This is a genomic window from Qipengyuania aquimaris (assembly GCF_009827445.1).
GTDB lineage: Bacteria > Pseudomonadota > Alphaproteobacteria > Sphingomonadales > Sphingomonadaceae > Qipengyuania > Qipengyuania aquimaris.
In genome coordinates this window covers 2,409,860-2,423,454 of record NZ_WTYI01000001.1, presented here as the reverse complement: position 1 = coordinate 2,423,454, position 13,595 = coordinate 2,409,860, and the positions used below count along the sequence as shown (strand labels likewise).

At 62.0% G+C, this 13,595-nt stretch carries 13 protein-coding genes; 8 read left to right on the top strand and 5 right to left on the bottom strand.

Going from position 1 to position 13,595, the window contains the following annotated elements:
* The first annotated feature begins 27 nt into the window (after window positions 1–27).
* Complete coding sequence (locus GRI34_RS11945) at window positions 28–1,167, top strand: aspartyl protease family protein (protein WP_160596113.1); 1,140 nt, start codon at window positions 28–30, stop codon at window positions 1,165–1,167.
* On the opposite strand, the gene GRI34_RS11940 is transcribed toward GRI34_RS11945, so the two are convergent.
* Window positions 1,164–3,491 carry a CDC48 family AAA ATPase gene (locus GRI34_RS11940; RefSeq protein ID WP_160596112.1) on the bottom strand — a complete coding sequence of 776 codons (2,328 nt, stop codon included), beginning with the start codon at window positions 3,489–3,491 and terminating at the stop codon, window positions 1,164–1,166. The genes GRI34_RS11945 and GRI34_RS11940 overlap by 4 nt on opposite strands.
* Window positions 3,492–3,910: 419 nt before the next feature.
* Between GRI34_RS11940 and GRI34_RS11935 the strand changes: the two genes are divergently transcribed.
* The 7 genes from GRI34_RS11935 to GRI34_RS11905 all read left to right on the top strand — a co-directional run bounded on the left by GRI34_RS11935 (window position 3,911) and on the right by GRI34_RS11905 (window position 8,889).
* Window positions 3,911–4,618 (top strand): CoA transferase subunit A, encoded by a 708-nt coding sequence (locus tag GRI34_RS11935; protein WP_160596111.1) that lies wholly within the window; start codon window positions 3,911–3,913, stop codon window positions 4,616–4,618.
* Complete coding sequence (locus GRI34_RS11930; RefSeq protein WP_160596110.1) at window positions 4,615–5,520, top strand: 5'-nucleotidase, lipoprotein e(P4) family; 906 nt, start codon at window positions 4,615–4,617, stop codon at window positions 5,518–5,520. Before GRI34_RS11935 ends, GRI34_RS11930 begins: the two co-directional genes overlap by 4 nt.
* A 1-nt stretch (window position 5,521) precedes the next feature.
* Entirely contained in the window at window positions 5,522–6,184 is a 663-nt protein-coding gene (locus tag GRI34_RS11925) for a CoA transferase subunit B (RefSeq protein ID WP_199800167.1), read from the top strand.
* Window positions 6,181–6,630, top strand: coding sequence for a hypothetical protein (locus GRI34_RS11920; RefSeq protein WP_160596109.1), 450 nt, complete (start codon window positions 6,181–6,183; stop codon window positions 6,628–6,630). The genes GRI34_RS11925 and GRI34_RS11920 overlap by 4 nt, the downstream gene beginning before the upstream one ends.
* A 2-nt stretch (window positions 6,631–6,632) precedes the next feature.
* On the top strand, window positions 6,633–7,775 hold the full coding sequence (locus GRI34_RS11915) for a CaiB/BaiF CoA transferase family protein (protein ID WP_160596108.1): 1,143 nt from the start codon (window positions 6,633–6,635) through the stop codon (window positions 7,773–7,775).
* An 87-nt stretch (window positions 7,776–7,862) separates the two neighbouring features.
* On the top strand, window positions 7,863–8,399 hold the full coding sequence (locus GRI34_RS11910; protein WP_160596517.1) for a GbsR/MarR family transcriptional regulator: 537 nt from the start codon (window positions 7,863–7,865) through the stop codon (window positions 8,397–8,399).
* 82 nt (window positions 8,400–8,481) lie between these two features.
* Window positions 8,482–8,889 carry a hypothetical protein gene (locus tag GRI34_RS11905; RefSeq protein WP_160596107.1) on the top strand — a complete coding sequence of 136 codons (408 nt, stop codon included), beginning with the start codon at window positions 8,482–8,484 and terminating at the stop codon, window positions 8,887–8,889.
* A 60-nt stretch (window positions 8,890–8,949) separates the two neighbouring features.
* On the opposite strand, the gene metK is transcribed toward GRI34_RS11905, so the two are convergent.
* The 4 genes from metK to prmC all read right to left on the bottom strand — a co-directional run bounded on the left by metK (window position 8,950) and on the right by prmC (window position 13,588).
* Window positions 8,950–10,188, bottom strand: coding sequence for a methionine adenosyltransferase (gene metK, locus GRI34_RS11900; protein WP_160596106.1), 1,239 nt, complete (start codon window positions 10,186–10,188; stop codon window positions 8,950–8,952).
* A 33-nt stretch (window positions 10,189–10,221) separates the two neighbouring features.
* Window positions 10,222–11,817: an apolipoprotein N-acyltransferase gene (gene lnt, locus GRI34_RS11895; RefSeq protein ID WP_160596105.1), complete on the bottom strand. Its 1,596-nt coding sequence runs from the start codon at window positions 11,815–11,817 to the stop codon at window positions 10,222–10,224.
* Window positions 11,818–11,881: 64 nt separating this feature from the next.
* Window positions 11,882–12,532, bottom strand: coding sequence for a DUF4167 domain-containing protein (locus tag GRI34_RS11890; protein WP_090477396.1), 651 nt, complete (start codon window positions 12,530–12,532; stop codon window positions 11,882–11,884).
* 234 nt (window positions 12,533–12,766) lie between these two features.
* Window positions 12,767–13,588 (bottom strand): peptide chain release factor N(5)-glutamine methyltransferase, encoded by an 822-nt coding sequence (gene prmC, locus GRI34_RS11885; RefSeq protein WP_160596104.1) that lies wholly within the window; start codon window positions 13,586–13,588, stop codon window positions 12,767–12,769.
* Between the last annotated feature and the right edge of the window lie 7 nt (window positions 13,589–13,595).

Sequence of the window (13,595 nt, the reverse complement as noted above, 5' to 3'; positions counted from 1 at the left end):
GCCAGTCCTTCTTTCAAGGGTTGCACCATGAAAATCGACCGTCGCACTTTTGTAGTTTCCGCTGCAGGAACAGCGGCTCTCGCCTTCTCTCCATCCGCGCTTAAAGCGCAGGAAGCAGGCTACACAGTGCCGATCCGCCTTACCGATCGACGCGTGCTCATAGATTGCTTTGTCGACGATCGCGGACCGTTTGCTTTTGTACTCGATACTGGCGGCTCCGTCGGTCTTATCGACGAAAAAGCCGTCCAAGTGCTTGGCCTGAAATCGGTTGGCAAGAGCCCTCTCCGGATCCACGGACAGCGGCGCAAATACGACATGATGCTGGTGGACTCGTTCTCCTTCGGCGGTGTCGTCAAGCAGAAGGGCGCGCTGTTTGCCGCCACCGACAATGTGACCTTCCACGATGGTGCGATCGGTTCGCTGGCGGCAGGGACCCTCACCACGCTCGAGAGCGAGCTCGATTTCGAGGCCTTGGAATGGAGGATCTATCCTGACGAGGGCCCATCGCGCGACGGGTGGGAGCGGATTGAGAACGCCCTCGTGAAGGGGGGCAATGAGAATGGTTCGAGCTGGCTATTCGCCCCAGTCAAGGTGGGCGATGGTGTCTTCCCTATCGGGCTGGACACCGGTGCACCGACTGAGCTGCGCCTATCCGGAGATGCCTTGAAGGCCAGCGGGATGTGGGATGCGCCCCGCTGGACGCCCGGCGCCCCTGACGGCCAAGGCCGTATCGTGCGCCTTTCCAGTCTGTCGCTCGGGGGCGCTACGCTCGAAGGTGTGATCGCGAACCTTAATCCCAAGAGCCAGTTTCCCTACTTCGAGAACGGCCTTGTCGGGCTGCCGATCCTGCGGCGCTTCCATATTGCCACCCGGCCGCAAGAGGACGCGCTGTTTCTCAAACGCAATACTCTCCCCGACCCGGCACGTAATTACAACCGCGCCGGCATTTGGCTTAATCGCGCGGGGAGCGATCTCGAGGTTGCGGTAGTCGGGGCTGGAAGCCCCGCCGAAAAAGCGGGCATCCGCCCTGGAGACCGGCTTATCGATGCCGACTTCTACGAGACGATTGACGCCATGCACCAGGATGCCGGATCGATCGTGTCGCTCAAGGTCAGGTCGAAAAGCGGGACCCGCACGATCGACCTGATTCTCGAGGACTTTCTCTAGCTGTCGCCTACCGATCCGTGCTTCTGGTCGCGGGTGCTTTCGACCATGCCTTCGTGAATGAAGCCGATCGGATGCACTTCGGCGGCGCGCTTCTTCAACTCGCCCCGCATTTTGCGATATTCCGCTTCCATCTTCGAAGTCACAGTCGCGCGACTGTCTTTCAGTGCTTCTTCGAAGTCGGTAGCCGTAACTTCCTGCACATCGCCGCCAGCCCTCTGCAATGCGTTCAGGCCTGCACGGCGAACGACATCTTCGAGGTCGGCACCTGTGAAGCGCGCCGTCTTACCCGCGACATCGGCAAGTGAAACGTCCTTGGCGAGCGGCATGTTTGCCGTGTGGATGCCGAGAATCTGTTCGCGGCCCGGCTTGTCGGGCGTACCGACATAGACCAGCTCGTCGAAACGGCCCGGCCTGAGCAACGCGGGGTCGACCAACGTCGGCCGGTTCGTGGCGCCGATGACGACGACCGACTGAAGCTCTTCCAGACCGTCCATCTCTGCGAGGATTGTGTTCACCACGCGGCCCGTGACCTGCGGTTCGCCCTGTCCGCTTCCGCGCGCCGGAACGAGACTGTCGATCTCGTCGATAAAGACGACGCAAGGCGCGACGGCACGGGCGCGCTTGAACATGCGCGCGATCTGTTGTTCGCTTTCGCCGTACCATTTCGACAGCAGGTCAGAGCTCTTCATCGAGATGAAGTTGGCCTTGGCTTCCTTCGCCACGGCCTTCGCGAGCAAGGTCTTGCCGGTGCCCGGGGGGCCATAGAGCAGGAAGCCCTTGGCTGGCCTGATCCCGAGCCGATGGAAGGCGTCGGGATTCTTCATCGGCAGTTCGATGCCTTCTTTCAGCTTTTCGATGGCATCGCCCACACCGCCGATATCGCTCCAGCCGACATTGGGCATCTGCACCATGACTTCGCGCATGGCCGAGGGCTGGATACGCTTGAGGGCTTCGAGGAAATCCTCGCGCGTAACGCATAGTTCGTCGAGCACCTCCGGCGGAATTGTCCGTTCGTCGAGGTCGATCTTGGGCATGATGCGGCGCACGGCATCGATGGCCGCTTCGCGTGCCAGCGCAGCGATGTCCGCGCCAACGAAGCCGTAGGTAGCCTTCGCCAGTTCCTGCAGATCGACCCGATCGCCGAGCGGCATACCGCGCGTGTGGATGCCGAGGATCTCGCGGCGGCCCTTCTCGTCCGGCACGCCGATGACGATCTCGCGATCGAAGCGACCCGGACGGCGCAGCGCTTCGTCGATCGCGTCTGGCCGGTTGGTGGCGGCTATCACGACAAGGTTGGAGCGCGCCTCCAACCCATCCATTAGCGTGAGGAGTTGGGCGACAAGGCGCTTCTCCGCCTCACCCGGGACGCGGTCGCGTTTCGGAGCGATGGAATCGATCTCGTCGATAAAGATGATCGCGGGCGCCGACTTGGTGGCCTCTTCGAAAACCTGGCGGAGCGCCTTTTCGCTTTCGCCATAGCCGGAACCCATGATTTCCGGGCCGTTGATGGTGAAGAAGTTCGCATCGCTTTCATTGGCGACGGCCTGTGCAAGGCGGGTCTTGCCGGTCCCGGGTGGACCGTGGAGCAGAACGCCCTTGGGCGGATCGACGCCGAGACGGGTGAAAAGTTCGGGATAGCGCAGGGGCAGTTCGACCATCTCGCGCAATTGCTGGATGGTCTCGCCCATGCCGCCGACATCGTCATAGTTGATGATCGCCCTGGCATCACGCGGTTCTTCGAATTCCGCGCGCAGTTCTACCTCGGTATTTTCGTCGATATGGACGATGCCCTTGGGGCTGGTCGAGACGACCGACAGCCTGATCTGGGTCAGCGCATAGGCTGGCGCGTTGAACATGCGGCGCACTTCCTGCGGCATGTTCTGCACCGGCTGCTGTCCGGTCGTGGCGACAAGATCGCCGGCCATGATGGGCTTCTGGAAAAAATTGCGCTTCAGCGCCTGAGCCGGCCCCTGGAGGCGCATCTCGCGGTTGGCCGGCGCGAAGATGACACGTGTTGCGGGACGGGATTCCGCGGCGACCACTTTGACATGCTCGCCCGAACCGACTTCCGCGTTGCCGCGCTGCAGGCCATCGAGGCGGATGACATCGAGCGACTGGTCCTCGTCATATGCGGCCATCGCTATCGCAACGGTGTCGCGCTTGCCGGTGATCTGCACGGTGTCGCCTTCGGTGATGCCAAGAGCCTGGAAAGCGGAGCGCGGCATGCGCGCGATACCCTGGCCGCTTTCTTCCTGGCGTGCTGCGGCGACCTGGAGTCTTACCGTCTTCTCATCCACCGCAGTCGCTGCATCGGCATCGGCCATCCGGAAACTCTCCCTTGCATCAATTCGAATTCGTCATGCCAGAAATGGGCACAGGACACGAAACTGCAATGAGCGAAGCGCCCGAGAGGTCCGAAAAGGGGCCAACCGCAGGCAAGAAAAAACCCGGCTGGTATTCCGAGGAATGACCAACCGGGCCTGAAAGTCTTGGGAGAGGATGCCTGAAAGGCAGGTCTGCGTATGCTCTCGTTCCACGATTTGTGCAAATGCGAAAAGAACAAGGTTTGTTGCGCAGGACGCAACTAAGAGAGGGCGATCTAAAGTAAAGCCCTTTGTTTCCATAGGGATGCGCATGACCGAGCGGTTGCGGCCTGTATTGCAGTGCAGCAATGCATGGGCGATTCCACAGCGCTGAATTGCGCGACGTGACACTGTCGGGCGAAGAGGTTAGATGGCGGTGCATGAAGAAACTCTACCCAGATGCCGCCTCGGCCCTCGACGGGCTTCTCAAAGATGACATGTTGATCGCCAGCGGCGGTTTTGGCCTTTGCGGCATACCGGAGCGTTTGCTCGAGGCGATCCGCGAGAGCGGCGTGAAGGGCCTCACCTTCGCCAGCAATAATGCCGGGATCGACAACGAAGGCATCGGAATGTTGCTGCGCACGCAGCAGGTGAAGAAAATGATCTCTTCCTATGTGGGGGAGAACAAGGAATTCGAGCGTCAATTCCTTTCCGGCGAACTCGAGGTCGAGTTCTGCCCCCAGGGAACTCTGGCAGAGCGCATGCGCGCCGGTGGCGCTGGCATCCCGGGTTTCTACACCAAGACAGGCGTCGGGACGCAGGTGGCCGAAGGCAAGGAAGTGAAGAACTTCGACGGCGAGGACTACATTCTGGAACGCGGCATTTTCGCGGACCTCGCCATCGTCAAGGCATGGAAGGCGGACGAAACGGGCAACCTCGTTTTCCGCAAGACCGCGCGCAATTTCAACCTGCCCGCCGCGACCTGCGGCAAGGCCTGCGTGGTCGAGGTGGAAGAGATTGTGCCGACCGGCAGCCTCGATCCCGACTGCATCCACCTGCCTGGCGTCTACGTCCAGCGCATGATCGTGGGAGCACCCTACGACAAGAAGATCGAATTCGTGACGACGCGTGAGAGGGCCGAAGCATGATGCGCACAATCATGACCTCGATTGCGGCGCTTGCGCTGGCCGGTTGCGCCACCACCCCCGCTCCGCAAGCACCGGTCGCCTCGACCGATGCGCCCGATACGATGCAATGGCTCTACGGCTCCGGCGAAGCAGCCGGTGCCTCCATCCAGGCGTGGCGCAATATCGCCGACTACGCGATCGCCCGCTCGCGCGAGCGCCGCATCCCGCAGTCAGTCACCATGGGCATCGGCGGCGAGATCGCGGGACCGGCAAGCTGTGCGCTGGGCGAAAGCTGGAAGCCGCTGGCAGTCGTCTTCGACGTCGACGAGACCGTCATCCTGAACCAGGGGTACGAATACTGGACGACCGTCACCGGCAATTCCTTCTCCAAGGAAAGCTGGGAAAAGTGGGAGAAGACAGGCGCCAGCTACATCCGCCCCGTCCCTGGCGCGGTCACCGGCATCCGCCGCCTTCGCGAAGCGGGCATCACCCCGGTCTTCAACACTAACCGTGAATTCAGCCCCGAAGGCGCCGCACGCGCAATCGCGGCCGCAGGCCTGGGCGAGGCGGTCCACCGCGACACGCTGTTCCTGCGCGGCGACGACGGCGTGAACAGCGGCGACAAGGACGGCCGCCGCGCCCTCATCGCAGAGCGCTTCTGCGTCGTGGCACTTGCCGGGGACAATCTCGGCGACTTCGCCGACGTCTTCAACGACGATGCGCGCACCCCGCTCGAGCGGCGCGAACTTGCTGCACGTGGCGACCTTGCGCAACTGTGGGGCAATGGCTGGTTCGTGCTGCCGAACCCCGTCTACGGATATTCGCTGAAAGGCACGGTGGAGCAGGTATTCCCCGAAGGCACCCGCTGGACGCCCGAAACCGCGCCCTCCGACGCCCCGGCAATCATGAATGAAGGCAATTGATATGAGCGAGACGGCAGAAAAGATCGGCTGGGACCGCGACCAGATGGCTGCCCGCGCCGCGCAGGAGCTGGAAGACGGCTACTACGTGAACCTCGGCATCGGTATTCCGACGCTGGTGGCAAACCACATCCCCGATGGCATGCACGTCACCCTGCAGAGCGAGAACGGCATGCTCGGCATCGGGCCTTTCCCCTATGCGGGCGAGGAAGACGCCGACCTCATCAACGCCGGCAAGCAGACTATCAGCGAACTGCCGCACAGCGCCTATTTCGACAGCGCGGCCAGCTTTGCGATGATCCGCGGCGGTCACATCGACCTGACCGTGCTTGGCGCGATGGAAGTGGCCGAAAACGGCGACATCGCCAACTGGATGATTCCCGGCAAGATGATCAAGGGCATGGGCGGCGCGATGGACCTCGTCGCGGGCGTGAAAAAGATCATCGTAGTCATGGATCACAACAGCAAGGCGGGCGATCCCAAGTTTATCCCAGAATGCACCTTGCCGCTGACCGGCCAGAACGTGGTCGACATGATCATCACCAATCTTGGCGTGTTCAAGCGGTCCGACCATGAGAGCCCGTTCCGGCTAATCGAACTTGCTCCGGGTGTAAGCGAGGAAGACATCGCCGCGAAGACTACGGCTCATTACGAGGTAGCGCTTTGAATCCGGGCGGCCGCTGGCTTCTCGCCGGCGCTGCCCTCAGCGCGACAGCTTCGATCATCCACCTCGCTTGCATAGTCTTGGGCGCGAAGTGGTTCCGTTTTTTCGGCGCGCCCGAACCATTGGTCGCCGCTTATGAACAAGGCGACATGCAGCTCGTCTGGATGACTATCGGTATCGCCATCATCCTGGCGATCTGGGCGGCATTTGCGGCATCGGGAGCGGGGCTATTGCCGCGCCTGCCCTTACTACGAACGGGACTGGTCGCGATCTCGGCAATATATTTGGCGCGGGGGGCGATTCTCCTACCTGCTCTCGTACGAGCGCCCTATCCCGGCTCGACGTTCGATATTTGGTCTTCCGCGATCGTCTTGGGTTTTGGGCTCGTTTACGCTTACGGGACATGGGCCGCATGGTCTTCGCTACGTGAAACGAGGCAGGCGCATTGACCATGTGGTTGAAGAAACCCCGCAACCAGAACGCTCCGCTTGCGGGGTTGAAGGTGCTCGAGCTGGCGCGTGTGCTCGCGGGCCCGTGGGCGGGACAGATCCTTGCCGATCTGGGTGCAGACGTCATCAAGGTCGAGAGCCCGGAAGGCGACAATACGCGCATCTGGGGGCCGCCCTGGATCGAGCACGGCGGCGAGAAGACAGCGGCCTATTATCATGGCTGCAATCGCGGCAAGCGCGGGATCGTGGCGAATTTCCGCGACGCGGATGACCTGACCGCAATCAAGGCGCTGGCGGCTGGCGCGGACGTCGTGCTCGAGAATTTCAAGCCCGGAGCGCTCGCCAAGTTCGGCCTCGACTATGCTTCGCTAGCGGAGGCGAACCCGGCGCTGGTCTATTGTTCGATTACGGGCTTCGGCCAGGATGGCCCGCGCCGCGACGAGCCGGGATATGATTTCGTTATCCAGGCGATGAGCGGCTTCATGTCCCTTACCGGCGAACCGGAGGGCGATCCGATGAAGCACGGCGTCTCGATCAGCGATCTGGCCTGCGGGCTTTGGTCCGCGAATGCAGTGCAGTCGGCGCTGCTGATGCGGCATCGCACCGGCAAGGGGCAGTGGATCGACATGAGCCTGCTGGATTGTTCGGTTGGCCTCCTGGCGAACCAGGCAATGAGCTTTTTCGCGACCGGCGAAAATCCGCCGCGCATGGGCAATGCGCATGCACAGGTCAGTGCCTACGGCGTTTTCCCGACGAAGGACGGATCCGTCGTGCTGGCTCCCGCCAACGATGCCCTATTCCGCAAGCTTCTGGCCCTGCTCGATAGGCCAGACCTACTGGAAGAGACGCGTTTCGCGACCAATGAAGGGCGGGTCGCAAATCGCGCCGAAATCGATGGCCTCATCGCGGGCGAAACCGCCAAGTGGTCACGCGAAGACCTGCTTGCCGCTTGTGCCGAGAAGGGCGTGCCTGCGGGCCCCATCAATACGCTCGACCAAGTGTTTGCAGACCCTCAGGTCGAGGCTCGCGGAATGCAGATTTCGCCAGAGGGCGTACCCGGCCTTCGCAGTCCGTTCTCCTTCTCAGATGCCGAGATGACGCTCGATCGCCCCTCCCCTGCAAAGGGCGAGCACAACCGAAGCTGATCCCTAAACCTCGCGCTCCGTGTTGACGTCTCCCGTTATTTCTGTAATTACAGAAATTACAAAAGGAGCCGAGTCGTGGCCGAGATCATGGAAATCCCCGAAGCGCGCGCATTCATCCTCCATTGGGGTGAGATGGGCAGCGAATGGGGCGTGAACCGCTCGGTCGCGCAGATCCACGCCCTGCTCTATTTGTCGGATCGCCCGCGCCATGCGGAGGACATCTGCGACAAGCTGGGGCTCGCCCGTTCGAATGTCTCGAATGGGCTGAAGGAACTGCAATCCTACCAGATCGTGCGCCGCGTCCACGTCGAAGGTGACCGGCGCGACCACTTTGTCGCGGAAAGCGATCTGTGGGACATGCTCATGAAGATCACGGCCGAGCGCAAGCGGCGCGAGATCGATCCGACGATCCAGCTACTGGGCGAGCTGTCCGAAAGCCTGGCCAAGCGGGAGCACGTGCCCGAGCACCTGCGCGAACGTGTCGGGCGGATGCACGAATTCATCGGCAATCTCGCAGGCTGGTATGCCGACGTCCGGCGCCTGCCCAAATCGACCCTTGTGACCTTGATGAAACTCGGCAGCCGCGTCGCGCGTCTCCTGCCGGGCGGCAAGACCAAGACCTGATCCTGAAACCAGCGAAAAGGAGCGTCATCGAAGTGCTTTAAATACAGATTTCTCAAATTTTAGAAATTAGAGGAGAAACCTCATGTACCTCGTTCCAGCATATGTCGCCTATCTCGTTATCAGCATCGGCCTCACGATCTGGGTCGCGCGCACGCTGTCGAAGAACGGGATCGTCTTCCTGAAGGAATGCTTCGGACACGACGATAATCTCGCGCACTCGACGAACCACCTGCTCGTTGTCGGCTTCTATCTCGTCAACCTGGGATGGATCTTGCTGACGCTGCGTTTCGGTAGCGAGCCCCAAGGCGCGGCAGAGGTACTCGAGTTTCTCTCGACGAAAATAGGCATCGTGGTCGTCGCGCTCGGCTTCATGCACTTCTTCAACATGAATGCCGTCGCCAAGTTCGGGCGCAAGGTCGGCCAGTGGCTGCGCGAAGACGACTATGGCAACCAGCGCGAACCGCAGCCCCAAGGCGTCAAGCTCGGCTGAAGCGGTTCGACTGCAAAAAAAAGGGCGGCCTTTAGAGGGCCGCCCTTTCTCGTTTCAAATTCAGGCCAGCGCGGCTTTCAGATCGTCGATCAGATCGGTGCGCTCCCACGGGAAGGTATCGCCGTCAGCCTGCCGCCCGAAATGCCCGTAGGCGGCGCTCTGGCGATAGATCGGCTTGTTGAGGCCCAGATGCATGCGGATGCCACGCGGGGTCAGGCCGCCCAGCTTCCCGATGGAAGCAATCGCCTTTTCAAGCGCTTCGTCGGTGACGCCATCGGCACAGGTGCCGTGGGTGTCGACGTAGAGCGAAAGGGGCTTCGACACGCCGATCGCATAGGCAAGCTGGATCGTGCAGCGACGCGCCAGCCCGGCAGCGACAATATTCTTGGCAAGGTAGCGCGCGATATAGGCAGCGGAACGGTCGACCTTGGTCGGGTCCTTGCCACTGAAGGCGCCGCCGCCATGCGGAGCCGCGCCGCCGTAAGTGTCGACGATGATCTTGCGGCCAGTGAGACCGGCATCGCCATCGGGCCCGCCAATTTCGAAAGCGCCGGTGGGGTTGATATGCCATTGCGTGTCGTCGGACAGCCAACCCTCGGGCAGTATGTCGGCAACGACGCCGCGGACATAGGCCTTCAGTTCGGCTTCCTTTTCGCCCTCGTGATAGCCCTTCGCGTGCTGGGAAGAGACCACGACAGCTGTGCATTCCTTGGGAACGCCGTTTTCGTAACGCAGGGTGACCTGGCTCTTCGCGTCCGGTTCGAGGAACGGTGCCGCCCCACTCTTGCGGTCTGCGGCAAGGCGCTCGAGGATCTTGTGGCTGTAGTCGAGGGTGGCCGGCATCAGATCGGGCGTTTCGTTGCAGGCAAAACCGAACATGATGCCCTGGTCGCCAGCGCCCTCGTCCTTGTTGCCGCTTGCATCGACGCCCTGGGCAATTTCCGAGGACTGGCCGTGAAGATGGTTTTCAAACGTCAGCGACTGCCAATGGAATCCTTCCTGCTCGTATCCGATCTCGCGTACGGTCCGGCGGACGGCCTTTTCGATCTCTTCCTTCGCGCCCGGCGCCCAGCCGCCGTTCTCTGCCCATTCGGGGTTGGCCGCATCATACATCGGTGCGCAGCGGATTTCGCCCGACAGGATGACCCGCTGGGTGGTGGTCATGGTCTCGCACGCCACGCGAGCTTCCGGGTCCTTGGCCAGCATAAGGTCGACGATGGCGTCGGATATCTGGTCGGAAACCTTGTCTGGATGGCCTTCCGAAACGCTTTCGGAAGTGAACAGGTAATCAGTGCGCATTGAGACCCCGGAAATAGAGATATAAAGAAAGCTTTATGTGTGAGCCGACACGTAACGGTCTCGCACGCGCATGGCAACCAAAGAACAGGCGAAAAGAAGCATTGCCCAGATAAGTGTAAGCCAGTGGCCGAAGAGCGAGAACAAGGTCACGCCCGAGGGCGGAGGCACCAAGGTGTCGATCCGGTCGGCCTCGCCCCTGCCGATATGGCTGCGCACGACGCCGCGCGCGTCGATCACGGCGCTGATCCCGGTCGTGGTGGAGCGAAGCACCGGGAGGCCTTCTTCTATCGCCCTCATCCGTGCCTGTGCGAGGTGTTGCGGCGGGCCCCAGCTTCCGAACCACCCGTCATTCGAGGGATTGAAGATATAGTCAGGGCGCTCTTCCCGATCGACGACCTCGCCGGAAAAGACGATTTCGTAGCAGATCTGCATGCCCGCCTTGCCGTATTGTTTCAGATCGACCGTCTGAGGTCCGGGCCCGGGGATGAAATCGATGCTGCCCGCCACCAGCCTGGTCAGGCCGAGCGGCTCCAGCAGGGCGCGCATCGGGAGGTATTCGCCATAGGGGACGAGGTGGGCCTTGGCGTATCGCGGTCCGATCAGCCCGTCGGCTGTGATCGGCGTGATCGCGTTGTAGGCTCCGGTCGCCCTGCGGTAGCCGTCGACCTCACCGATTTCCAGATCGACTGCGCCTGTCAGTAGCAACCCGCCATCGCCGATCGCCTGACCGATGCGGAAGCGGGCGAAGGCCGGGTCGCCGCCTGCAGTCATGCGGTCGTAATAGCGCTGCGGATAGCCTTCGCGCAGGTAGTCGGGCACACCGCTTTCGGGCCACAGGATCAGCCTCCTGTCCACTTCACGCCGCTTTTGGCTAAGCGATGCTATCTGCTGGAACTGGTCCTCGAACTTGGTCGGATCGTCAATCTCTTCCTGCTTGAGATTGGGCTGCACGAGCGTGAGAGCGAGTGTCCCTTCACGAGCCGTTCCCGCAGGCCAGAGCATCCCAAGGATGAACAGAACGCCCACAATGCCAAGCGCCCTCCGGTGCCGTGCGGCAACCAGCCAGGCGAGCACTCCGGCAAGAGCGACCAGCAATCCCGACAGTGCGTAAGTGCCGGTAACAGGCAGCAGGCGCGCCAGGCCGGGGCGCGTCCAATCCCCCAGGAATGCCATCGAAAATGGTCCCCAGGCATAGCCGGTGAAGACCCAGCTCTTGAACCATTCCGCAGCGATCCACAGTGCCCCGAAGACCAATGAGAAAACAGGTAGTTTATGCTTGGCGGAGAGCATCCATGCGCCCCAGCTTGCCAAGGCAGGCCAGATCGCGAGGTAGAGCGAGAGGAGCGGGACTGCGAGCCAGCCGAGCCAGGCGGGCATCTCCGCCTGGTAGGTGAACGCTGTCGCGATCCAGTTGTTCGTCAGGGTGAAATGCGCGACCCCGAACAGCCATCCGGCTAAGAACGCGCCCTTGGCGCTCGTCAGACGGTGGAGCAGCCAGACGAAACCGGCCATCCCTGCAAGCGAAAGCGGCCATAGGCCGAGCGGCGGATAGCCAAGTGCCGACACCAGCCCGAGCGAAAGCGCGCTCCAGTACGGATGCCGGTCAAGGAAGTCGGAAAAGCGATCCATTGCCACGCCTGTTAACAACGGGCGCGGCAATGGCAATCGAAAGCGTTAGCCGTAATGGCCAGCCTCAGCCGACAGCGCTTTCCGCGTCGGTATCTTCGGCCTTGCGGCGGCGGCGACGAGGTGCGGGCTTGTCGTCACCGTCATCGTCGTTCGAGCCGATCGCAGGCGGGAGGGCCGCTGCGTCGATTTCGCCTTCTACGCCCTGCTCTCCCTCAATGCTCTTCGGAGCCTTGCGGGGGGCGCGGCGCTTCTTCGGCTTGTCTTCGCCATCGTCGCTGCGGAACGAGTTGTCCGAACCGTCGTCGTCATCGCCGGAATTGTCGCGCGACTTGCGCTGGCGGCCACCCGACTGGTCCTGGCCATCGTCGCGACGCGAGCGCTGGCGACGGTTCTGGCGGCGATCGTCACCGTCGTCGTCATCATCCTCGTCATCGGAGGAATTGCCGCCGCGCTCTTCATTGCGCTTTGCCTTGGCTTCTTCCTGGCGGGCCTTGTTGTCGGCGATCACGCGGAAATAGTGGTCGGCAAACTGCAGGTAATGTTCGGCCTGCACACGGTCGCCGTTGTGCTGGGCGTCCTGGGCAAGCTTCTTGTACTTGTCGAGCAGCTGCGGAGCATTGCCGCGCGCGCGGCTGTCGATCCGGTTAGCCGAATTGGCACCGCCTTGGTTGCGATTGCCGCGACCGCGACGACGGTTATTACGATTATTGTTCAAGGATACTCGTCCTCATCAATGGCGCGGCACGTGGCAAAGCCCGCAAATGCCGCGAATCCCCTTACGCACAAGACGCCTTGTGACGTCGTGCGTGCCCCTTTTCGTGCATGGTATACGGGGCCGAATGCCTCGCACCAAAACTGCAATGTCGGAGCTAGAACCGGTGGGGCGAAGTTACCCGCACACCACTGGCCTATGGCCAGATTTAGAGCCTCGAATCGCCTTTGCCAAGCCTTATCTCAGGATCAATGCCCGATCACGGCCTGCGAGGTCCCTGCGAAGCCCGGTTTCGAAGCCCGAGTCGCGTGCGATAGCAGAAACCTGCTCGGCCTGATTTGCGGCGATTTCCAGCACTGCCGCCCCGCCCTGCAAAATAAGCTTGCCTAGTTGCGGGATGATCGCGCGATAGTCGTCAAGTCCTTCTGCACCGGCAAACAGGGCACTCCCCGGTTCGAAGTCGCGCACATCGGGATCGAGCGCCGCATCCTGTTCGACATAGGGCGGGTTGCACACCACGAGATCGAACTGGCCCAGTCCTTCGGTCCAATCACTGTCGAGCCAGCTGCGGGTGAGGAACTCCGCACGCGCGGAAAGGCCGAGACGCTCCCCATTATCTTGCGCGACTGCCACTGCCGCGTCCGAAGCATCGATACCGACCCCGCGAGCTTCAGGTAGCTCGTCGAGGACGGCGAGCAGTAGCGCGCCCGTTCCGGTGCCCATATCGAGCACGCGCTGCGCGCCGGGGGCGACTTCCAAGGCCGCTTCAACGATGGTTTCACTATCGCCGCGCGGGATCAGCGTATCCGGCGTGACGCGGAAATCCAGCCCGCGGAACTCCTGCACCCCGGTAATATAGGCCACCGGTTCGTGGGCGGCGCGCCTTGCGACAAGGCCCTCGAAAGCGGGCGGCTCGTCTTCGCGCATCAAGGTCACCAGCATGCGCGAGCGCGAGACGCCGAGCGCATGAGCCATCAGCAACTCGGCATCGAGACGCGCGGTATCGCTGGTTGCGGACAGCCGGCCCGCCGCCTGGCGGATCGCATCGGCGACCGTCATCGCGCGC

Coding starts and splice junctions, on each gene's coding strand:
- GRI34_RS11945 (WP_160596113.1), top strand. CDS start 28: ATGAAAATCGACCGTCGCACTTTTGTAGTTTCCGCTGCAGGAACAGCG.
- GRI34_RS11940 (WP_160596112.1), bottom strand. CDS start 3,491: ATGGCCGATGCCGATGCAGCGACTGCGGTGGATGAGAAGACGGTAAGA.
- GRI34_RS11935 (WP_160596111.1), top strand. CDS start 3,911: ATGAAGAAACTCTACCCAGATGCCGCCTCGGCCCTCGACGGGCTTCTC.
- GRI34_RS11930 (WP_160596110.1), top strand. CDS start 4,615: ATGATGCGCACAATCATGACCTCGATTGCGGCGCTTGCGCTGGCCGGT.
- GRI34_RS11925 (WP_199800167.1), top strand. CDS start 5,522: ATGAGCGAGACGGCAGAAAAGATCGGCTGGGACCGCGACCAGATGGCT.
- GRI34_RS11915 (WP_160596108.1), top strand. CDS start 6,633: ATGTGGTTGAAGAAACCCCGCAACCAGAACGCTCCGCTTGCGGGGTTG.
- GRI34_RS11910 (WP_160596517.1), top strand. CDS start 7,863: ATGGAAATCCCCGAAGCGCGCGCATTCATCCTCCATTGGGGTGAGATG.
- GRI34_RS11905 (WP_160596107.1), top strand. CDS start 8,482: ATGTACCTCGTTCCAGCATATGTCGCCTATCTCGTTATCAGCATCGGC.
- metK (WP_160596106.1), bottom strand. CDS start 10,188: ATGCGCACTGATTACCTGTTCACTTCCGAAAGCGTTTCGGAAGGCCAT.
- lnt (WP_160596105.1), bottom strand. CDS start 11,817: ATGGATCGCTTTTCCGACTTCCTTGACCGGCATCCGTACTGGAGCGCG.
- prmC (WP_160596104.1), bottom strand. CDS start 13,588: ATGACGGTCGCCGATGCGATCCGCCAGGCGGCGGGCCGGCTGTCCGCA.